Below are 21,052 nucleotides of genomic sequence, written 5' to 3' on the forward strand. Positions count from 1 at the left end.
GAGATGAGGAAGATGAGGGAGAGAGGGGAGAATAATTTAATTAGTTTTCAGTAATTTTGAATTTTGAATTTTGAATTTTTAATTGAATTATTCCCACGTAGAGACGTTGCGTAACACATCTGGAATTTCTCCTTGGGATAAGGGAAACTCTAATGTGGTTTCTCGATAGCCTAAATATCCCGACTCTGCAAAGGATAACAACATTCGCGTCAGTGCTACCCACACTTCTGGTTCATATTCCCAATCACGATAACGTGAGGCTCTACCAGCAATTGAACGTAGCGCCCAAAAATAAGAGTTTCTCACCACCGAACCACCCTTTTTAAACTCTGGTAAGTCCTCGTGATGCACAAATAGCACTTGGTTTTCAATTTTTGCTCTCATATGAGCAATTTTAAGCGATGGTGTTCCGCCGAGCGTAGCTGATCGCTAAATACAAGAAACCACCGCAGTATAATTTAACAAAAACTCCATCGCTCTTTTACCATGATTATTGAAATCCCCCATTCCCTTTACGAAGCATGGCAATTTGAAGTTAATTTTGATGAAGGTGAAACTGGGATAGATATAGTTGATTGTGGTGTAGCTTGGATTACTAACCACAATCCCGATGTTTTAAATACTCCTGAGCCTGTATATCTTCAAGTTGCCCAAACAGATATTTTGATTCCAGTTAAGGAATAGTATAATTTTCCAACTTAATTAATAACTGTATTTAGCTAATGTGTAAAAATCAAAATCTTTGAGCATTTCTAGAAACTTAAACACAGCCGGAATATGCAGAGATTGAGAAAGCATCGCTACACCCATAACTCTTTCTAATGGATTTGGTAAGCTATAAACTTGCACTCCAGAGGGAATTGGTACAGCCGCTAAACGAGGCAAAATTGCTGCTGTTAATCCTTGATTTACCATACTCACAATCGTAGAGTCTTCTTGAATATTACTGGTAGTGTTCAAAGAAGGCGCTAATTGTTTTAAGTGTTGATGTAGCGCTTTACCACAAGGTAGACAAGACAATATTACAGGTGAATATTTACTAATATTTTCCCATGTAATTTGTGAACTATTAATTTTAGCTTTTGGTGGCAGTAAAACAACATATTCATCACGCACCATTTCCCAAGTTGTAAATTCATCGCTTGAGGGCAAATATGTAATACCTATATCGGCGCGTCCTTCGCGTAAACAATTCTCGACTTCGACATAAGAAAGGCTTTCGATAATTGTGACAGCAACTTCGGGAAATTGGTCATGAAATTGAGCGATCGCTTTTGGTAATAGATGAGTCGCAACACTCCGAAAAGCTGCCACTCGCACATGACCACCATGTAAACCTTTATGCAGGTTAGCTTCTGACTGCATCATTTCTAGATGCTGCATTGCTTGACGAGCGTGCTGTAAAATGCGTTCTCCGGCTGGTGTCAATACCGCACCGTGACGACCTCTGGCAAATAAGGGTACACCTAATTCTTCTTCTAGAGTAGCGATCGCATGACTAATGGCTGGTTGTGTCAGTTGTAAATCTAAAGCTGCTTCACTAAAATTACCACGCTCTGCTACTGCAACTACAGCGCGAAGTTGGGAAATTTTCATAAGCAATTATTTTTCTCTTATCTATAAATCCTATTTATATAAACTATACACGCGATTATTTGATTACTAATTGAGACATTGTTAAAGTTTTATTTGTTAAGCAAATCACACAATTAATTTTATGCAAGATGATATTACTTGTCTAGAATCTCAGGGCAGAGAAACTTTAAATAGCACAAGATTTAGACATAATTACGGCTGGGAAATATTACATAAAATTTGGCAGAAATTAGTAAAAATAATCATATCAAATCCACAAGAAATTCAAGTTAAACAAAAAGTAGACCGTTATGGTAATCAATATTGGTACGCCTATGACCCCATAACAGGTAAATCTTTTGCTTCAGGTTCACAAGCCGATATAGCCATGTGGATAGAACAGGTTTATAGAAGTCATTAGTCATTAGTCCATAGTCCATAGTCCACAGTCAAAAAGCAGAAGAGACTAGGAAGAGGATTTTTCCCCCTGCCCCCCTGCCTCTTTCTCTCCCCCATCTTCCTTATGTAATACCCAATGTTTCAAACTGGGGGGGGATGTCAATGATACACTTGTTTTTATAATCTATTAAGAAGTGTTGCGTACATGAGGAAGGTATACTTATGCGTATATTAATGCAAGCCGCAGATGCAGTAGCTACAGGTGGGTATCAGTTCCCTACAGCTTTTACATTGGTGTATATAGTCGGTTTTATTGCGGCTGTAACAATTGGTTCCATTGCTTGGTATAACTCTAAACGTCCTGTAGGTTGGGAAAGCAAAGACCGTCCTGATTTTGTACCCAAGGTAGAAAAAGAAGAAACTCCGGGTCTGGGCGAACCGAAGTCTTAATTAGTCATTAGTGAGTCCAGTCCTGTAGGCGGGTCTCCCGCCGTAGGGAACTGGTGTTCGCCCTTGGCGTGCCGGAGGCATACCCGGAGGGTCATTAGTCAACAGCTAATTTTGGACTATGGACTATGGACTTTTGACTATAGTTAATTTTGAACTTCTACCCAACGGCGATAAAGCTGTTGGATTTGCTTCAATAGGACAGTATGGGCTGACTGGTTGGATTCATCGGGCTTGGCGATGTCCTGTACTTTAGTCAGGAGGTTGGCTTCGTCGATCGCTACATCCCCATCACTATAAATTAGACCACTAATGGCTTCGATCAGATTTTCGCAGTCTTCGAGACTGGGGCGATCGCCTAAGTATTCTTGGAGCCATGTGTAACATTCGTTAGGTTTGACGGCTACTAACTCATACAACCAAGGCTTAATCTCAGGATCGTTAGCCAAACCTTTTGCTTGAGCTATCTCGCGCAAGCATTGTCTTTCTTCTGGTTGGATTTTGCCATCAATCCAAGCAGCACCAATCAGAATTTTAACTAAATTTTTCACTTTGGAATCGGCTACCATCGCTGCCTCCTCTGGGAGATTCAGGCTTCTATCAAATCGTACTATCCCTGATAGTAATCATTCGGAAACGTTGGTTTTTCTTAAGCGCACCATGAAAAAGCCGTCCATGTCTTGATTGTGGGGCCAAACCTTCAACCAACCTTGGGGTGTAGTGTAGCAAGAATCAGGAGAATTAGGGCTTGGCGGCTCAATTTGCCAGTCAGTATTTTCAGTAAGGAATTGCGTAATTACATCTTCATTTTCTGCCGGGTGCAGTGTACAAGTGGCATAAACCAGCACACCACCTGCTTTGACGAATTTTGACGTATGTGCTAATAGTTCTTGTTGCAGCGTCGAAAGTTCTTGTACTGATTCTGGTGTTTGTCGCCAGCGTGCGTCTGCGTGGCGGTGTAGAGTTCCTAAGCCAGAACATGGAGCATCTAGTAAAACGCGGTCAGCAGCATTGTAAAATTGCTCTAAGTTGCGACTGTCGCCTGTGCAAATTTGAATTGAGTGTAAATTCAGACGTTGGGCATTCTCTTTCAGTTTACGCAAACGCGAAGCAGTGCGATCGCAAGCCCAAACTGTTCCCCTATCCTTAATTAACTCCGCAATGTGAGTCGTCTTCCCCCCTGGTGCAGCACAAGCATCAACTATCACCTCACCCGGTTGGGGGTCAAGCAAATGACCAACTAATTGAGCGCTAGCATCTTGGACAACCCACCAGCCATCCTTAAACCCTGGAAGTTGTTGAATTGAGCCAGTATTCCCTATTAATCGTAAAGCTTGGGGTAAATTAGGGATGGGCCTAGCCAAAATCCCCGCAGACTTTAACGCCGCCTCCACTTCCTCTATAGAAGTACGCAAAGGGTTGATTCTTAAATCAATCGTTGGTGTTTGGTTCATCCATTCACAGAGTTTTTCTGTCTCTACCAAACCCAACTGTTCCAACCAAACTTGTATAATCCAATCAGGGAAACTGTATAAAATTCCCAACCTTTCCACCGGATTTTCTGGTAACTTGAGCCAGTCTGGTGACGCTTCATCAGAACGAATATACTGCCGTAATAAACCATTAACAAAACCCGTCAGTCCAGCAAAACCGTTATCTTTTGCTAATTCCACAGTAGTATTTACAGCCGCCGAAGCAGGGATACGCTCTTGATAACGTAGTTGATATAAACCTAAATGTAGGATAGTGCGGAGTTCTGTTGGTTGCTGGTGAGATTTCTTTTTGGCGAGTTGGTCAATAATAAAATCAAGCGTGCGTTGTCTCCTGACACTACCATAAAGTAAGTCTGTTACTAGACGGCGATCGCTATCTGAGAGATTAGCTTTGTGCAACACTCTATCTAAAGCTACATCTGTATAAGCTCCTTTATGAACATCTCGTAGGGCAATAAAAGCAACTTGGCGGGAGTTTGTCATGATAAAAGGGTTCCGGGCGTAATCATGCTTAGATGTGGCGATAGCTTTGGATAAAATTAACCGCCGATAAACGCAGATAAACGCTGATAAGACAATTTTTGGTTTGGCGATCTACTATTCTAGCTTTGTCGCACCACTAAGCTATCGATTCAGATAACAAACCTGAGATTTATAATACTCTCTCAGACAAAATGCCAGCTTGTTCTCCAAATAAGGTTTGAGTTTAGACCCTATTCCTCAATTTCAGCAATTATTACTATTTTTAATAATTATTTATTGTTTAAAGATACTATTAATTTTATACTCATAATCATAGAAAAAATATTTATAATTCTTGTTATTTATGACATACAAACAGGAAGTCAGCAATTATTACAATGCTAGAACTAATTATGATAATGATGTCACCGTCAACCGCGCGGTCGCACTTTTTGACTATGCAACTCCATCTCCTGGGCAATGGGTTTTAGATGTAGCCACAGGAACAGGAAACGTTGCTATCAAAGCCGCTCAAAAAGTTGGCGCAAGTGGTTATGTGATTGGAATTGATATTGCAACCGAACTACTCAAGCTTGCTCAACAGAAAATTCGAGCCGAAAACTTATCTAATGTTGAGCTAATTGAAATCGATGTCGAAGCATATCAGCCTGAATCAAATAAATTCGACGCGATCTATTGTTCTTATGCAATCGTACTTTTTCCCAACATTCCTAAGATTCTCGAAAATTGGTATCATTTCCTCAAACCCGGTGGATTTATTGCATTTACCTGCTCGTCTGAAAATTCATATTTAGCATTGTCAATTGTAGAAGCCTGTGCAAAACATGGGATTACCCTCCCAAATATACACAAACCATTAGGAACACCAGAGCGGATTCAACATCTATTAACACAAACCAAATTTAGCCAAATTGAAATTCATCCTCGACAGATGGGAAATTATTTGAGCTTAGAAAAAGCTCAAAGCAGATGGAATGGTCAATTCTGGCTCCATATAGATAATCCGTTACGGAAATTAGACCCTCAAATAATTAGTCTGATTAAAGTCAGCTATGATGATGAAATCGCAGCACTCGAAACTGAGCAGGGTGTATGGCATGAAGAATTAATTTACTACGTTGTTGCTCGTAAAAAATAAGCAGCTAAATCGAATTTTCACAGCATTGGGGACTTCCAGAAAATAAATATAAATTCCATTATTTTGAAGCGCAACAAAAACCCCTTACAAGCGCAAGGGGAGAGAAATTAAAAATTAACTAATTTCAGAAAACTCTTACAAAGACACAGAAGCATCTACACTGCTAATTTCAAACTCACAAGCTCTAGAAACTAACTCTGACGGTAGCTTATCAAAAGTAACTAATGATAAATGAGAAGCATCTTTCATTAATTCACTAGCTAATAAGAAACCAGCAATTGTCCAGGTTTGATATTTTCTCGCTTGTTTACCAATTAGTCGCCCTTTCTTACCATCGTAGTATTCTGGCCACTCATCCTCTAAAAGCCTTCCTTGGGCGATTTCCAAGGCTTTACCCGCTAAATATGGTTTACCAGCTTTTACTGATGCTGCGGCTAACATCCACATTAAAACAGGCCAGCTACCCGCATTATGATAAGACCAAGGAATATTTTTAGGGTCACACCCAGTGACAATTCTATATTCTTCATGTTCCAAAGCTGGGTAGCAGATTTTCATGGGCATGTCTCCTACCAAGTCTTCCCATCTATCTTCGATAAGAGTCATAATGGCTTGGGATTGTTCTTCTGTGGCTAAGTCGGAAATAATCGCCATTAAATTACCTAGCGCAAAGAAACGGGTATCTAACTGCGAAGGCCCTACATTCCCCGCCATATAACCGCCTTTTTTCGGCAACCATTTATCTAATTCATAATAGGGAATTGAGTCTACATATATATTAAAAAGATTGACTGCTGTTTTACCGTATTCTTCACTCTTAAAGCGGTAAATTGCATTTAAGCGATTAATATCTATCCAATAATGTTGGCGAATATGAGCGCATAAAAGTGGTAGGCGGTTATCAATTGCTTCCACAACATCTTGATTCCCTTGGCAAATTAACATTTCACGGGCTGCACGTAAAGCCGCATAAAATAAAACTTGTAGTTCCAATGGATGACCATAAATTCCTAAACGGCGGTCAATCATACAAGCGCCATCTGGAACCAATAATGTGGGATACATATCAAAGCGATTTGCCAAACATATTTCCATAATTAGCCGAATACCTTTTTGAAATTCCGGCTGATAGGCTAAGGAAAAATCTTTGGTTGCGACTACATAGGCACGTAATAAAATAATCCACCACAGACAAGAATCAACTGGTGTAACTCGTGCGATCGCATGTTCGCCAAAATCCGCTTCTAAATATTCTTCACCATTATCTGTTACTACTTTAAAACTAGCGGGAATTAATCCCCGTCCAGGTTTATAAGCATCTAATTGCCTATCTTTCGGTTGTAATTTTAAAGTTTCTTCTAAAAAGTTCCGAACAATATCTGTTCTACCTTTAATTAAGAAAATAAGGGCTGATGAGACGAAATCTCTAACAAAACACTGGTCATAATTCAACGCTTCTACAGAAACATCAAAAGCTGCAACTGTCCCAACCGGACGACCCTTATAATATAAGATTGATTTTTCTAGCGCTTTCCATGCGGCTTCTTCTATAGTTTCATTTGCTAGTAATTCGTTTAGCTTCTGCATCGCCAGATTAACTCCAATGGGTTGTAAATTTTTGGTAGATGCGCTTGGTTGCATTATCTTTGCAAGTTAGCAAAAATAATGTTCTAAACAGCCTACATCAATTGAGATAACAGCCTACTAGAAAATTTTTAAGCTGTTGTTTCTTATAATGCTGAATGCACAATTAATTTGTTGGTAATCACTTATTACTTTGATAAGTTACAGCTATAACTGTAATTAATTACCCCAAGTTAACAAATGATTACTAGAAACAGTAGTTGAAAGATATATTTTTAACTTATCCGTTGTTCCGGTTTGATTTCTGGAACTCAGCTTTACCAAATAAAAATATATCCATGTGTCTATTTAAGGGTTATATGAAGTCTCGGCAACTCCTAAGTATCCTTAATTAGGATTTAGATTGAAAGAATAATTTTCCCCTTCAAATTAATAATTTATAACTTTTTGTGAAAATATGCAATATGAATATTTACAATTCACTAAAAGTCAATACTTCTGAAGGATTATATATTGTACACTAGCCAAAGATTAAATGCTGTTATTTAAAAGCCCAATCATCCGTAACCTAAGCACAGTAACATATTCAGCCGTAAATTAATCCAAAATAAAATTATATTAACTAGTAATATTTAAAACCTAAGTAAGTCGTGGAGAAAATTTATAAGTATGTAACAAAGAATTAAGCAGAAGAATAAGAGTTAAATTTTACACGTTGCGTACTGTAGTTTCCCTTTTCTCCTCTATTTTGAACTCCATCAATGACAGCATAGGCAAGGTCTAATTCATCCTCAAAACTTTGAGAAGCTAGTTCATTTTTTTTCAGGTGTTGCCACTCCAATTCAATTGGATTCATCTCTGAGCAATATTTAGGTAAAAAGAAGATGTACAAACCCATCTCTTCCCACTTTGTCCATAATTGCTGAACTTCTTTGCACCGATGTATCGGGCCGTTGTCCTGAACGATGACTCTGATACGACCTGCTTTTTGGGCTTCAAGTGCTTCAAGCTCCATCATTTGAATATAGGATTTGCGTGAAACGCCACCAATCACTAGACCGTACACAAAACTAATTAGGGGTTGAAGAAACCCAATAATACTTAACCTTCGACCCCGACGCTTACTCTGCTCCAGGCGTTTTTGCTGACCTCGGAAGTAGTAACTGTAACTGGGTTCACTCCAGGCACAAAACCCTGATTCATCCATATACTTTAAATCGATTTCTCCAGCAGCAGCAGATAATTCCAACATCTCTAAGTCTGCCTGTTTGATTTGCTGCAATACTTTGTCTTGCTTTCCTTTGTGGCTTTTTCTAGTTCGCTTCCAAATGACCCCCTTTTTTTGAGTACCTGCCTTAACCAGTCAGGACTCAATTTCACGGAGCGTTCTTGCTCTAATTTTTGGGCTAATTGAACACTATTATATGTACGTGGTTCTTGCTCCAAGCATTTTTCTAAGAACGCCATGTCAGCTTCTGCCCACCTTGATTTTCCTCCCCGCCCTGCTTTCTCCCACAGTCCTTCTAGACCTTGTTTTTCCCATCTATGCAAAACTTCTCTTACTGTTTGGGCAGTCCAGTCAAAGTGATCTGCTATCTTCTCTACGTACCAACCATGTGCGCTTAATCTGATCACTTCGGCTCGGTCTTTCACTTTCTGGGGTACATCTGCCGTTCTCAGGTTGAACAAAATTTTATCTTGCTTAGGAGTCAGAAATACCCTTAAACGGCTGCCCATATCCCTGTTACCTTGGTAGACACATTTATGTATTTACTTATCTTTACACACTTTGGTTTTTTCACCTTGTTCTACTTAGCATAAACTCAATAAGTAAATTCAAATAAGGGTGATACTACGTAAAATAGGGCAATAATTTGAGGTATATTTGCCAATATCTGCTAATTCATAGTGTTTGTTACAGATACTTGGCAATTAAATAGATATACTATTGTGCTTGTTCTAATGTTGAGGTTGACAGTTAACTGTTAACTGTCAACAGTCTACTGATGATTAAGTTAGGATTGACCCTTAGTTGCTATCGTTAATACTTGTGGTGGTGAAGCATCGGGTGGATAAAGAAAGTCTACCTCAACCAAACGGCGATCGCCTGTTTTCATATTTAATGTTGCTAATGCTTCCCCTGGTTGACCCCGCCTTTGGACTAAATGCACAAAGCGAGTTTGTTGCTGTCCTTGGTCATCCCTGTAACGAATGCGTACAGTTCCTCGGAAGAAGACTTGACGCGCTGGTGTAGTGAAAAAGCGCAGTCCTTGTTGTGTTAACCCGTTTTCCTTAATAGGAGTCTGCACAGATACACTCACAGTTTGGGGGTTGGGTGTATTGTTGTACAAAGGCAACTTTAAACTATATTGAATCGCGTAATTACCATGAGCGCGATAAGCCGTATCAGGATAACGCACCAACATAGGCGCACTCTGAATTTGACCAGTTCCTAAAGTACCACCATGTAAGGTGCTGAGAGCATAAGAATAAGCTTGTCCCGGCTGGGGAATAGTTAAATTCCTGGCTTTGGGGCTATCTACAACAAATGAGCGCCAATAGGAACCACGCGCCACCCCAGCCACACGACCATATATTCTCGGTTTACCAGTTTCTTCCAGAGGCGTAGGTGTTTTATCCCTTGGCCCAGACACATCACTATTATCTAGTAAATTTTCCCACTCCTCCAAAGTCGGCGCACGTTCGCTACCATCAGGGTTGGTACGGGCAAACATAGCTAAACTAGCTGCATAGACTGTACCATCACTCCGCAGCCGCGCCAAAGTTGAACGCCCATTTAAAGGAGGTGTCAATCCACGTACTGGTATAGGTTGATTCAACAGCATCCGACTTTCGCCGGGGGGAATGACAATTTGCGCCGGGAAAATATTTTGTCGTTGTCCTCTTAAGATATCAGACATAACGCGATCGCCAGGCCCAGAGAACACGTTGCCTAAATTATTCTCTACAAAAGATGGCAACTCAATAAACGGTGCATCCGGTTGACTTAAATAACTAGCCCCTTGCAAAACATTTACCGTTACTGGTCGGGATGTAGGGTTATTTAAAAGTATACCTATATATAGTGAGCGTAAATTATCTGTTGGTTCCGCCCTAGCAATGTGGTGAGCAAACACATCAAATCTCCCCTTAAAAGGGTAATTCAAATGTGCTGAGGGAACTTTTTTACCTGTTGGGGGAAAAGTAGAAAGTAAAATTCCTTCTTTTAAAACTAATTCTGGACTATTGCTATTAAATGTGGGTATTGAATCTAACTGTCCCGGTAAAGCCCGGACTTCTTGCGGTTGTACTACTTCTTCGGGTGGTGGTGCAGTAGGAGTTGATTGAGCAACTAGGAAGCTTAGTAACAATGGAAGCATATATGAAATAGGGAGTGGGGAGTGGGGAGTAGGGAGTAGGGGGAGATGAGGAAGCAGGGGAGAAAAAACTGTCAATTGTCAATTGTCAACTGTCAACTCCTCCACCCCTTCGCCTCGTTTCGACGCAAAATATTTTACAAAAGTGCCAAATTGTTAATAATTAATACGAAATCAGTGAGGATTTCCATCAAGTTATCTTGATTCAGCATGGGGACATGAACAAAAACACATTGACTTGATAGTTGCTTTTGTCCTAAGTAGTCGAGTACGGAATAATATAAACCTTCACAGACAAATTTACCGCAGTCGTCACTAATATCAGTTGCTCTTGCTCCTGTTAGTAATTTTTTTAAATCAATAGAGGTCTGTAAAAAAGTTTCTCCACAGCTTGCACCTATTTCTACACTCAATTTTTTACGGCTAGCTGCCATGCCACAACAAACAATGTAATCTGCTTGGTATTCCTCTATTTTTGCCATTACTTTTGTACTGGCAAGCCCGATATCAACGGGTAATAAGCGCAAGAATTGTAAATTATCAGGGAGTGATTCAAGTTTGCTGACTTCAAATAATAAATCATCAGAGGAATTTGACTTTTGATCTTCGAGCCAAGTTGCAAAAGAAGTTAATAGTATTCTTTTCTTCATGGAAAATATTATTTAGAATAGAAAAACCCTCCATAAATAATTTACAAGGAGAAGGTCAATGCCAGTTATTGCGGTAATCGATTACGAGATGGGAAATTTGCATTCGGTTTGCAAGGGATTAGAAAATGCAGGGGCGACTCCTATAATTACTCATTCTCATAAGGAATTAATTAAGGCCGATGCAGTGATATTGCCAGGAGTGGGAGCCTTTGACCCGGCAGTGCAGAGTTTGCGATCGCGTGATTTAGAACAACCAATTAAGGATACAATCGCATCTGGCAAACCCTTCTTAGGCATCTGTTTAGGGCTGCAAATTCTTTTTGAATCGAGTGCGGAAGGTAGTCAACCAGGACTAGGAATTATCAAAGGAAAAGTGAAGCGGTTTGTCTCTGAACCAGGAATTACAATTCCTCACATGGGATGGAATCAACTCGAATTAACCCAACCAAAAAGTATTTTATGGGAGCATTTGCCGCCCCAACCTTGGGTATATTTTGTCCATTCCTACTATGTTGACCCTAGTGAGCCTCAAGTCCGTGCTGCAACTGTTACCCACGGTACGCAAACGGTTACAGCCGCCATTGCGCAAGAAAACCTGATGGCAGTACAATTTCACCCAGAAAAATCTTCAAATATTGGGCTGCAAATTCTGTCTAATTTTGTCTCTCAAGTACGGGAAAAAATTGCTGCGTAATTATTAGTTGTCAATTGTCAGTTGTCACTTGTCAGTAGACTAATAACTAATGACCAATGACCAATGACTAATGACTCTTAGAATTTACGGGAATCGCCAAATTAAAACTTTACCAGGGCAAGAAACCCGACCCACAACTTCGCGGGTTAGGGAAGCTGTGTTTAATATTTGGCAAGGAGAAATAGAAGGCTGTCGCTGGCTAGATTTGTGTGCCGGTAATGGTTCAATGGGTGCAGAAGCATTGAGTCGGGGCGCTAGCTTGGTGGTAGGAATTGAGAAATCAAGCCGAGCCTGTGCAGTAATTCAAGAAAATTGGCAGCGCATCGCCCACAACGAACAAAAATGGCGAGTATTGCGTGGTGATGTTGTTGTGCAGTTAAAAAATTTATCAGGGCAGCAATTTGACAAGATATATTTTGACCCGCCCTATGCTAGTGGATTATATCAGCCAGTATTAGAAGCGATCGCTGATTATCAATTATTAGAGCCAAACGGGGAAATTGCGATCGAACACAACCCCCAAGGCTGGGTAGATATAGTAATTCCTACCTGGGAAATTTGCCGTCAAAAAGTCTACGGTAACACGGCGCTGACTTTTTATAGAACCGAGAAAACGGAGTAGGGGGAGTGGGGGGAGATAGGGAAGTAGGGGAAGTAGGGGAAGAATTTCTATCTACCTTGTCTCCCTCATCTCCCTCATCTCCCTCATCCCCCCCATCCCTCACTCATCAACCACCCAACTCATTGGGGCGCTTGTATTGCTTATAAGCGGCGTAAAATAGTCCAGCCAGGGTGACAGGTATTAGACCAAGAACAATGCCTGAAAGTAGTGGTTCAATCACTGGAAATCTCCTGTTACGATTATTCATTAATTATTTCCCGCCTTCAATTTTACCAAATTGCGGATGAATGCCGCTTCCCACAGGATTTTTAAGCAAAGTTTCCAGATAAAAAACTGTAGTTTATGCTTGCAGACATCATCAAGAACTTTTAAGCTATGTGTAGTAAATTAAAATTTAAGTAAACCTAGACTTTACAGCACACCTTTTGGATAACCAGATTACTAAACCTGAAATTCCGATTCAGCGTATCGCTTTAGTGGCGCTAGTGATACTGCTAGCAGTCCCTTTGGGCTTTTTTGGTGTTCAGTTGGTGAAAGCCTCTGACCCTTATGTTAAGAGTGTTCTTGCCATGAAAGGAGATCCAATTCAGGGACACGCTATCTTTCAAATCAATTGTGCTGGCTGTCACGGTTTAGAAGCAGATGGTCGAGTAGGCCCCAGCTTGCAAGCTGTGTCTAAGCGTAAGTCCAGGTATGGACTCATTCATCAAGTCATTAGTGGGGAAACCCCCCCAATGCCCAAATTTCAACCCAACACCAAGGAAATGGCAGACCTTTTAAGCTTTTTAGAGACTTTATAAGCCAGTAGAGTTGAGATACGCACAAACCTAGAACCCTGGTTTCTTGAAAAAACCAGGGTTCTTTACGTTTGGCTACAGCTATATATGCTGATGTTGTGGGATGAGTATCTTGTTCGCCCTTTTGGGCAGAATGCCTAGCCCACAAAGATTAAAATTTATTACGACGAATTAATGATTCTAATTCAGTTGTTTGAATGTCAATAAGTTTTATGTTCGGATGGTAAGGAGTATATTTTGCTAAAAGCTGAGATCGCTCTGTTTTTAAACTATCCATTTTTTCATACGCTGCATTTGATATTAAATTTTTTACTACACTTTTATCTACTTGCGGTTGTGTGGTTGCAAGTTGCTGATATAAATCCTCCAGTTGAGTATCAAAATATTGAATGTTTGGAGATGAAGGTATAAACCTAGCTAAATTTAATGCCCGTTCAACTTCTGTAGTCGCTATTGTACGTAAAATACTACCTGTTGTAACTTTAGGTATGGTAACGGCTACGCCCATACTTGATAGCTCTTTTCTAGTCTTGTCTAACATCTGCTGGTATCTGTCATCCATGTAACCAGTATCGAAAACTCCATCTACGTATTGCTGCAAGAGTTTTTCGGCTACTTTATAATCAGCGATCGCACTTTGTTTATTTCCCACATCCTTGTAAAGATTTGCTCTAAAAACGTATTCATCAGCATTAGGTCCACGATTATTGCCAATTAATTGAGTTAAATCAGAAATTGCTTTGGTTTTTTCACCCAACTTTTCATAAGCCCTAGCCCTGTTCCAATATGCAGCACTAGTAAGACCCAATCTACCTGTATTTTTCTGAATTACTTTGCTATAGTCTGCCACTGCTGCTTGATAATTTTCCATTGCAGCATAAGCATTTGCACGATGATAGTATGGTTCTTCAGCGTAGGGGTTGAGTTTAATTGCCTGGGTAAAAGTAGACACAGCAGCCGATACATCCTTTAGACAATCTTGTTGAAAGTGTCCCATAGCCAAGAAGTCGTTTACGGAATTAAGAGTTGCTGGCCTGGGCATTTGGCAATCAGGAGAAAGCTGGGAATCTGGTATTTGTGCGACTACTAGCGGTATTGAGTAACCTAGCAATAACAAAGCAGGCAATGTATAAAAAAACGAGGTGAATTTCATACTGTCAAAGTGTAGAAGATTGTTCTTAAGGTAGTCCAGTTCTGGATTTACATCTGTTATTTAGCCTTGATTAAACTAATTTAACTTGGACAGCATTTGATTTGCCACAACAGTAGACTGGCTATGTATTCTAGCTAGATACAAATGTATTAGTGCCAAATAAATACGTATAATTTTAGAGAAAACTTTACATAAATTGCGTATTCTTGCTATTAAAATTTTAAAGCTATAAAGAATGTTACTGCTATGCAGGATACTAACTCAGCATCTATCACTCCAGAGCGCCAAACTAAACAGGTAATGACTGACGTGCTGCAAATCGGCGATCGCACTATTCAAGCCAGTGAATTGATTCCCTTGCTGGCTAATTATCAACTACTGCCACAATTATTACGGGAATTAATTATTGATGAGGCGATCGCATTAGTTGAATGTCAATCTGAGGAATTAGCTCAAGCTAAACAGAGGTTTTACGCTGAAAAACAGCTAAACCAAGTAACCGACATTCAAGCATGGTTAGCGCAACAAGGTTTGACCATCGAACAATTAGACAACATTATTGCTCGGAGGATCAAGCTAGAAAAATACAAGCAAGCTACTTGGGGGCCGAAACTGGATTCTTATTTTTTTCAGTTGAAAGCAAAACTAGATAGAGTAATTTATTCCCTACTGCGGACTCAAGACCCAGGTTTAGCGCAAGAATTGTACTTCCGCCTGCAAGCAAAGGAACAGTCTTTTGCAGAGGTAGCGCAAAAATACTCCCAAGGCCCAGAAGCCCAAACTGGTGGTTTAGTCGGCCCTGTTGAACAGAGTTCACTACATCCGGCGATGGTACAGTTACTATCTAGCTGTCAACCAGGGCAAATTTCCCCACCTACTCGTATTGCTGAGTGGTTTGTGATTGTGCGTGTGGAGAAATTTATTCCCGCCCAGTTAGATGAACCAATGAAAGCAAGGCTGTTAAATGAGATGTTTGAAGGTTGGATGCAGGAACAGCAAAAGCAGGTTGTTATTAGTCAATAGTCATAGTCATTGGTTTAAAGTGGAGGAAATGAACCTTGCTCCAGTTGGTATGATTCATGAATACTGTAATTACACTTGAAAGAATCGAACTGCCTGCGGGTACTATTGTCAAGCTTTTGGGGAACTGGGAAGACTATCAGAGGATGGTTTTGCTGTTGGGCGATCGCACTATTCCCCGCATTAAATACCGACCTGGAGAAATTTGGTTGATGTCCCCACTACCAGAACATGGAAGGGATGCAAGCTTACTGGCGGACATCGCTAAGGTCTTACTGGACAGTTTAGGTCAGAAATACGACTCTTTTACCCCTATTACAATGAGCTTACCGGAGTATAGCGGCATTGAACCAGACTATTGCTTTTATATTGAAGATTGGCAGCAAGTCAAAGGTAAAAGTCGTATCGATTGGGTAAATGACCCTCCTCCCGATTTAGCAATTGAAATAGATATTACTAGCTATACCGATATTAATGATTATCTTCCGTATAAAGTGCCAGAGGTTTGGCTACTAAGAAATAAACAATTGTTGATTTATCGGTTACAGTCCGAAACTTATGTGCTGGGAGAAAGTAAATATTTTTCTAATATTGCAGGAATTGTACAGCAATGTTTTCAAATCGCCAGTGAACAAACCACAAGTGAAGCAATTAGATGGTTAAGGAATTTTTTGATGTAAAAATAAAATTAAGGTAGTGGTGTGTCAAAACTAAAATGTGCCAATAAATTTGAATAAAATTAACTACGGATAACCGGGATGGGATGTTGTTTGATTTGGAAATTCTTTAATCGGCGTTGCTAAATCAAAGATGATTTTACAAAATCATCAAAGTCATATTGCATTTATAGCAATTCCCAAGCAAATGAAATACACCCCACCCCAACCCTCCCCTTGCCAAGGGGAGGGTGCGCGACAGCGCGGGTGGGGTGATTTTGTATCTCACCAGAATGGGAAACGCCATATACAACGCCGTATCTTATTTATCTAGTCTGCAAATTTTTGTTAGGGGTTGCTTCTGCAAAAGATTTTAAGCGAGTAACGCTGCTTTTGCGAATGCGATCGCTCTTACGAACACCACCCGCCATTTCATACTCGCTGCTATCTTTGCCATATTTTACTGCTACTCCCAGCAGCATTGTTTCACATAAAGCACTCAAGCTTCTTTCTAGTTGTTCAATATCAGTCTTGGAAGCATCAATTACAGATATAGCAGTGTTATAATCATTTATTTTAATACGTAACTGTTCAATTTGTTGTGTAAAATTTTTTAAGTTGTTAGCATTGCCAAAATCTATATTTGGATCAATAGCTTTAAGTCCAGACAATCTTAACTGAGCTTTTTCTAAAATGCGAGATGAGCGCTTTTGACGAGGCATAACTTTAACCCTGTAGATTGTTACACTGTTAGCTTGTCTTAAAAAAGCTTAATTTTGGTTCAGAAATATTCGCAGTTAATTATGTTTTTTCTAATAAGATTTCTCCGAAAATCCAGTAATTATGCTGAATTTGGGCTTAACAGATAGTTGTCTTTATAATTGCTTTAATGTGGCAGGAAACAAGAGGCAGTAAAAATAAAATTACTGTAGGGTGTGTTAGGCGCTGGGTTGAATATGATGTTTCACGAAAATAATAACTTAAGCGCCTAACGCACCGTATTATTTAGTGGTGCGTTAGGCTAATACCTTAACAAGGATAGTAACTAATATCGTGATATTAATAAGTAACCTCAAGACGTTTTTTACAAATGTCGTGATTTTCTCTATAAAAAGCGCAATATTAATAAGTAACGTCAAGGCATTTTTTATAAATGTTATGAGTTTCTCTATGAATAACGTACTATTAATAAGTAAAATTAAGGCATTGGTCAAAAATATTTTGAATTGCTCTATAGATAATGTAGTTGTGCTAATGTCAGGTAATTCTACTCAGGCGATCGCTTAAAGCTACACCCTTATACTATCTATAGAGTTTGCGATCGCGTAGAGTAACACACCAATAAATTTATACGTTGGTAGAAAATATAAAATCAAATTTAAAGCTCAACTATACATAGTTTTATTTTAATTCCCATGACCGGACTAGAACCTTGGGCAATTTCTGTTGTTAGTGGTGTAGCTGCTCCTTTGATTCAGTCGCTTTTGACAGGTGGTAGTCAAATTATCAGCAAGGCTGGAAAAAGCCTCCAAGAAAGAGAAATTAAGAGTGAAGTTGATGCTGCTGCTAGAAGATATGAGGAGAAATATCAAGAACGACATGGGATTCTTAAAGTATTGGGAATGCGTCAACCTGTAACTTTGGAATCTGTCTATACAGCAGTGCAGTTTTTAAATGATGATGCAATTCAAAGTTTTGAATCTATCGAGAACTTAGAAAAGTTTTATCGAGAAGCTAAAAACCGTAGGTTTACATCTAAGGATGCGCCTAAGCAAGTAGGTATTAAAGTCGCTAACGAAAAGCAATATTTAATGGTACTTGGTGGCCCCGGTGCTGGCAAGTCTACATTTTTGCGAAAGATGGGGTTGGAAGCACTAAAAGGAAAAAGAGGAAGATTTGAACACAACTGTATTCCTGTATTTATTGAGTTAAAAAGATTTACATCTAGTGATATTGATATTGAAAAACTTGTTACAGATGAATTTAAAATCTGTGGATTTCCATCACCTGATGATTTTACAGCTAAAGCTTTAGAATCAGGTAAATTACTAATTTTATTAGATGGGTTGGATGAAGTACCAAGTAAAAATTTAATTGAAGCGATTGACAGAATAAAAGACTTTGTAGATAAGTACGATCGCAATCGCTTTATTGCTTCCTGCCGTACTGCTGCTCATCGTAGTGGCTTTCCTCGTTTTAGCGATGTGATTATGGCAGATTTTGATGATGATCAGATCCAGCAATTTATTTTAAACTGGTTTCAATCAGAAGCAGATAAGCAAGCCAAGACAGGCGATAAATGCTGGGAATTACTACAAAAATCAGAAAACTCTGCTGCTAAAGAGTTAGCACACACACCTTTATTGCTAACATTTTTGTGTTTAGTATACGACCGTTCCCAAAATTTTCCAGCTAATCGCAGTGTGCTTTATAAAAATGCCTTGCGGATATTGCTACAAGAATGGGCATCAGAGAAGCGAATTTTACAAGATGAAATATATCAAGGGCTGCACACAGAATTAGAAGAAATATTATTAGCAGAGATTGCTTATACAGGTTTTGAGTCTGACAAGCTGTTCTTTCCCCAGCGTGATATTGTTCAGCAAATCAAAACTTTTCTGGCAAGTAATTTGAATGCACCGCAACATTTAGATGGTGAAAAAGTGCTGAATACTATTGCTGTGCAGCAGGGAATTTTAGTAGAACGGGCAGAAGATATCTTTTCTTTTTCTCACCTAACACTACAAGAATATTTAACAGCACAATATATTGATGACCATCGCCTAGTTGAAAAATTAGTAACTCAACACCTAACAGACAAACGCTGGTCAGAAGTGTTTTTACTCGTCGCTGGTTTAATGCGTGGTGGTGCAGATGATTTGCTGTTGTTGATGGAAAAGGAAGCGCAGAAATATATTAACTCAGTCAAATTACGAGATTTATTAAACTGGGCAGAACAAATGACGGCTGGTTCACCAGGAGATTATAAGCCAGTTGGTAAACGTGCAGTAGCAATTGCGATCGCCCTCGCTAACGCCATCGCCCTCGCTAACGCCATCGCCATTGTTATCGCCAACGCCATCGTCAACACCAACGTTATCGCCAAAGTCATCGCCAACGCCATCGTCAACGCCTATACCATCGCCAACACCATTGCCATCGTCTACACCAACGCCAACGCCAACGCTAACGCTAACGCCATCGCCAACGCAATTAGCAATGCTATTAATTACACTGATGAAATTGAACAACTAAAAATTTTTAATAACATTAATCTTACGTTACTAAGTAGGGCTGGCTGAATAAGGGCGAAAGATAGCAGAATGAAGAGTTTCAGGGTCAGGAAAGAAAAATAAGGTGAAAAGAAAAAGGGTAAGATAAGTAAAAATCCTTGTAGCAAGTTGCGTTAAAATGTATCGAAGAGCGCAAAAGCAAGAAAAAGCAGCAGAAAACTTTGAACTACCCTTTGGGGGAAAACTAGCGTCAGATAACCGATGGGTAATCATGGCGAACATGATACCTTGGTCAAAATTTGAAGCAGAGTACGCAGAAATATTTTCAGCAAGAATGGGAGCGCCAGCCAAAACATTTAGAATGGCGTTGGGAGCATTAATAATTAAAGAAAAATTAGGAATAAGTGACAGAGAGACAGTAGAACAAATTCGGGAGAACCCGTATCTGCAATACTTTATAGGAATGTCAGCATATAGTAATGAATCTGCATTTGACCCGTCAATGCTAGTTCATTTTAGAGAAAGGATAGATATAGAATTAGTCAATAAAATCAATCAAGAAATAGTCAGGAAGATGTTAGAAAATAAACAGGAGGTAGAAGTAAGAGCAAAAAAGCCAGAGGTCGAGGATTCAAAAAGTAAGCCAGCCAATAGAGGAAAATTAATATTAGATGCTAGTTGTGCGCCAGCAGACATAAGTTATCCGACAGATTTAGGATTATTAAATCAAGCCAGAAAGCAAACAGAAACAATCATAGATACATTATATAAGTCCTTATTAGTAAGAAATATCAACAAACCAAGAACCTACAGAAACAAAGCAAGAAAGGATTATTTAGCAGTAGCCAAGAAAAGAAAACCAACAGTTAAAGAAAGAAGGAAAGCTATCAGAAAGCAACTGCAATATATCAACAGAAATTTAACTCATATTCAGCAGCTAATAAATTTAGGTGCGTCACTATTAAAACTGAGCAACAGTCAATATAAGATGTTGCTAGTAGTAGCAGAAGTTTATCGTCAACAGTTATGGTTATATGAAAATCAAAAAATTAGTATACAAGACCGCATTGTCAGTTTAAACCAACCACACATTCGTCCGATTATCCGAGGTAAAGCCGGGAGAACAGTAGAGTTTGGGGCTAAGTTTTCAGCTAGTTACTATGATGGCTATGTATTTTTAGACCATATTAGTTGGGACAACTTTAACGAATCAGGAGACTTAAAATCACAAGTAGAAGCATACAAAAACTACACCGGATATTATCCTGAATCAGTTCATGTTGATAAGATTTATCGGACGAGGGAGAATCGAGCTTGGTGTCAAGAAAGGGGAATTAGAATTAGTGGCCCACCACTAGGTAGACCCCCCCAAAATGTCAGCCCTGAAAAGAAGAAACAAGCCGCTTATGACGAAAGGATTCGTAATTGTATTGAGGGCAAGTTTGGACAAGGTAAACGAAGATTTAGCCTTGGTAGAGTTATGGCTAAACTTCCTCATACTTCTTTCACCGCTATTGCCATAACTTTTTTAGTTATGAATCTTTCTACTCTGCTATTACGGCTTTTTTGTGTATTTTTTTGCCTATTTTTCAAAACTGAGTCTTTTTTTACTTCTTCTATTATCGAAACTGATATTTCATTAAACCTTAAACAACAAAAACTTATCTTTTTTCTGGACTGACTACTTAATCAATTTTTCTCTTCCTTTGAAATGACTTTTTCAGCAAGCCC

General features: G+C 39.3%; 22 protein-coding genes. 11 read left to right on the forward strand and 11 right to left on the reverse strand.

Annotated features, from left to right (window positions below; translation table 11 throughout):
• Window positions 1-87: 87 nt before the first annotated feature.
• Complete coding sequence (locus tag NSMS1_RS26810; RefSeq protein WP_224087683.1) at window positions 88-384, reverse strand: hypothetical protein; 297 nt, start codon at window positions 382-384, stop codon at window positions 88-90.
• 102 nt (window positions 385-486) lie between these two features.
• Here NSMS1_RS26810 and NSMS1_RS26815 point away from each other — a divergent pair, with 102 nt between their 5' ends.
• Window positions 487-684: a hypothetical protein gene (locus NSMS1_RS26815; protein WP_224087684.1), complete on the forward strand. Its 198-nt coding sequence runs from the start codon at window positions 487-489 to the stop codon at window positions 682-684.
• Window positions 685-702: 18 nt separating this feature from the next.
• Here the strand turns inward: NSMS1_RS26815 and NSMS1_RS26820 are convergent, their stop codons facing one another.
• Window positions 703-1,596 carry a LysR family transcriptional regulator gene (locus NSMS1_RS26820; protein WP_224087685.1) on the reverse strand — a complete coding sequence of 298 codons (894 nt, stop codon included), beginning with the start codon at window positions 1,594-1,596 and terminating at the stop codon, window positions 703-705.
• A gap of 121 nt (window positions 1,597-1,717) precedes the next feature.
• On the opposite strand from NSMS1_RS26820, the gene NSMS1_RS26825 reads away from it, so the two are divergent.
• Both NSMS1_RS26825 and psb35 read left to right on the forward strand, forming a co-directional pair.
• Complete coding sequence (locus NSMS1_RS26825; protein ID WP_224087686.1) at window positions 1,718-1,996, forward strand: hypothetical protein; 279 nt, start codon at window positions 1,718-1,720, stop codon at window positions 1,994-1,996.
• A gap of 200 nt (window positions 1,997-2,196) precedes the next feature.
• Complete coding sequence (psb35, locus tag NSMS1_RS26830) at window positions 2,197-2,424, forward strand: photosystem II assembly protein Psb35 (protein WP_224087687.1); 228 nt, start codon at window positions 2,197-2,199, stop codon at window positions 2,422-2,424.
• A 143-nt stretch (window positions 2,425-2,567) separates the two neighbouring features.
• Here psb35 and NSMS1_RS26835 read toward each other — a convergent pair whose 3' ends face one another.
• Together NSMS1_RS26835 and NSMS1_RS26840 are read right to left on the reverse strand one after the other, a co-directional pair.
• Window positions 2,568-2,990: a TerB family tellurite resistance protein gene (locus NSMS1_RS26835; protein WP_224087688.1), complete on the reverse strand. Its 423-nt coding sequence runs from the start codon at window positions 2,988-2,990 to the stop codon at window positions 2,568-2,570.
• A gap of 57 nt (window positions 2,991-3,047) precedes the next feature.
• Window positions 3,048-4,397, reverse strand: coding sequence for a 16S rRNA (cytosine(967)-C(5))-methyltransferase (locus NSMS1_RS26840; RefSeq protein ID WP_224087689.1), 1,350 nt, complete (start codon window positions 4,395-4,397; stop codon window positions 3,048-3,050).
• Window positions 4,398-4,740: 343 nt separating this feature from the next.
• Between NSMS1_RS26840 and NSMS1_RS26845 the strand changes: the two genes are divergently transcribed.
• Complete coding sequence (locus tag NSMS1_RS26845; protein WP_224087690.1) at window positions 4,741-5,535, forward strand: class I SAM-dependent methyltransferase; 795 nt, start codon at window positions 4,741-4,743, stop codon at window positions 5,533-5,535.
• A gap of 135 nt (window positions 5,536-5,670) precedes the next feature.
• Here the strand turns inward: NSMS1_RS26845 and NSMS1_RS26850 are convergent, their stop codons facing one another.
• The 4 genes from NSMS1_RS26850 to NSMS1_RS26865 all read right to left on the reverse strand — a co-directional run bounded on the left by NSMS1_RS26850 (window position 5,671) and on the right by NSMS1_RS26865 (window position 11,146).
• Window positions 5,671-7,122: a glycoside hydrolase 100 family protein gene (locus tag NSMS1_RS26850; protein WP_224095364.1), complete on the reverse strand. Its 1,452-nt coding sequence runs from the start codon at window positions 7,120-7,122 to the stop codon at window positions 5,671-5,673.
• A 679-nt stretch (window positions 7,123-7,801) separates the two neighbouring features.
• Window positions 7,802-8,856 (reverse strand): IS630 family transposase gene (locus NSMS1_RS26855; protein ID WP_224085966.1). Its coding sequence is split into 2 segments (ribosomal slippage): window positions 7,802-8,461 and window positions 8,464-8,856, totalling 1,053 coding nucleotides; the frame shifts between segments, so codons are not numbered across the junction.
• A 278-nt stretch (window positions 8,857-9,134) separates the two neighbouring features.
• Window positions 9,135-10,499 (reverse strand): DUF3370 domain-containing protein, encoded by a 1,365-nt coding sequence (locus tag NSMS1_RS26860; RefSeq protein WP_224087691.1) that lies wholly within the window; start codon window positions 10,497-10,499, stop codon window positions 9,135-9,137.
• A gap of 134 nt (window positions 10,500-10,633) precedes the next feature.
• On the reverse strand, window positions 10,634-11,146 hold the full coding sequence (locus NSMS1_RS26865) for a peptidase C15 (RefSeq protein ID WP_224087692.1): 513 nt from the start codon (window positions 11,144-11,146) through the stop codon (window positions 10,634-10,636).
• Between the two features lie 58 nt (window positions 11,147-11,204).
• Between NSMS1_RS26865 and hisH the strand changes: the two genes are divergently transcribed.
• Both hisH and rsmD read left to right on the forward strand, forming a co-directional pair.
• On the forward strand, window positions 11,205-11,840 hold the full coding sequence (gene hisH / locus NSMS1_RS26870; RefSeq protein ID WP_224087693.1) for an imidazole glycerol phosphate synthase subunit HisH: 636 nt from the start codon (window positions 11,205-11,207) through the stop codon (window positions 11,838-11,840).
• Between the two features lie 70 nt (window positions 11,841-11,910).
• Window positions 11,911-12,462 (forward strand): 16S rRNA (guanine(966)-N(2))-methyltransferase RsmD, encoded by a 552-nt coding sequence (rsmD, locus tag NSMS1_RS26875; protein WP_224087694.1) that lies wholly within the window; start codon window positions 11,911-11,913, stop codon window positions 12,460-12,462.
• A gap of 106 nt (window positions 12,463-12,568) precedes the next feature.
• Here the strand turns inward: rsmD and petG are convergent, their stop codons facing one another.
• On the reverse strand, window positions 12,569-12,682 hold the full coding sequence (petG, locus tag NSMS1_RS26880; RefSeq protein WP_067775600.1) for a cytochrome b6-f complex subunit V: 114 nt from the start codon (window positions 12,680-12,682) through the stop codon (window positions 12,569-12,571).
• A 205-nt stretch (window positions 12,683-12,887) separates the two neighbouring features.
• On the opposite strand from petG, the gene NSMS1_RS26885 reads away from it, so the two are divergent.
• A complete protein-coding gene (locus NSMS1_RS26885) occupies window positions 12,888-13,262 on the forward strand; it encodes a c-type cytochrome (protein ID WP_224087695.1) in 375 nt (124 codons plus the stop codon).
• 148 nt (window positions 13,263-13,410) lie between these two features.
• Here NSMS1_RS26885 and NSMS1_RS26890 read toward each other — a convergent pair whose 3' ends face one another.
• Window positions 13,411-14,412 (reverse strand): tetratricopeptide repeat protein, encoded by a 1,002-nt coding sequence (locus tag NSMS1_RS26890; protein WP_224087696.1) that lies wholly within the window; start codon window positions 14,410-14,412, stop codon window positions 13,411-13,413.
• A gap of 300 nt (window positions 14,413-14,712) precedes the next feature.
• On the opposite strand from NSMS1_RS26890, the gene NSMS1_RS26895 reads away from it, so the two are divergent.
• Together NSMS1_RS26895 and NSMS1_RS26900 are read left to right on the forward strand one after the other, a co-directional pair.
• Entirely contained in the window at window positions 14,713-15,435 is a 723-nt protein-coding gene (locus NSMS1_RS26895; RefSeq protein ID WP_224095365.1) for a peptidylprolyl isomerase, read from the forward strand.
• A 56-nt stretch (window positions 15,436-15,491) separates the two neighbouring features.
• Complete coding sequence (locus NSMS1_RS26900) at window positions 15,492-16,112, forward strand: Uma2 family endonuclease (RefSeq protein WP_224087697.1); 621 nt, start codon at window positions 15,492-15,494, stop codon at window positions 16,110-16,112.
• A gap of 302 nt (window positions 16,113-16,414) precedes the next feature.
• Here NSMS1_RS26900 and NSMS1_RS26905 read toward each other — a convergent pair whose 3' ends face one another.
• On the reverse strand, window positions 16,415-16,810 hold the full coding sequence (locus NSMS1_RS26905; RefSeq protein ID WP_224087698.1) for a hypothetical protein: 396 nt from the start codon (window positions 16,808-16,810) through the stop codon (window positions 16,415-16,417).
• A 693-nt stretch (window positions 16,811-17,503) separates the two neighbouring features.
• Between NSMS1_RS26905 and NSMS1_RS26910 the strand changes: the two genes are divergently transcribed.
• Both NSMS1_RS26910 and NSMS1_RS26915 read left to right on the forward strand, forming a co-directional pair.
• Window positions 17,504-19,390: an NACHT domain-containing protein gene (locus tag NSMS1_RS26910; RefSeq protein ID WP_224087699.1), complete on the forward strand. Its 1,887-nt coding sequence runs from the start codon at window positions 17,504-17,506 to the stop codon at window positions 19,388-19,390.
• Between the two features lie 109 nt (window positions 19,391-19,499).
• The gene (locus NSMS1_RS26915; protein WP_224085439.1) at window positions 19,500-21,002 is read left to right on the forward strand and encodes an IS5 family transposase; all 1,503 of its coding nucleotides are present in this window, start codon (window positions 19,500-19,502) and stop codon (window positions 21,000-21,002) included.
• Window positions 21,003-21,052 lie beyond the last annotated feature (50 nt).

The sequence above is a fragment of the Nostoc sp. MS1 genome, from assembly GCF_019976755.1.
Lineage (GTDB): Bacteria > Cyanobacteriota > Cyanobacteriia > Cyanobacteriales > Nostocaceae > Trichormus.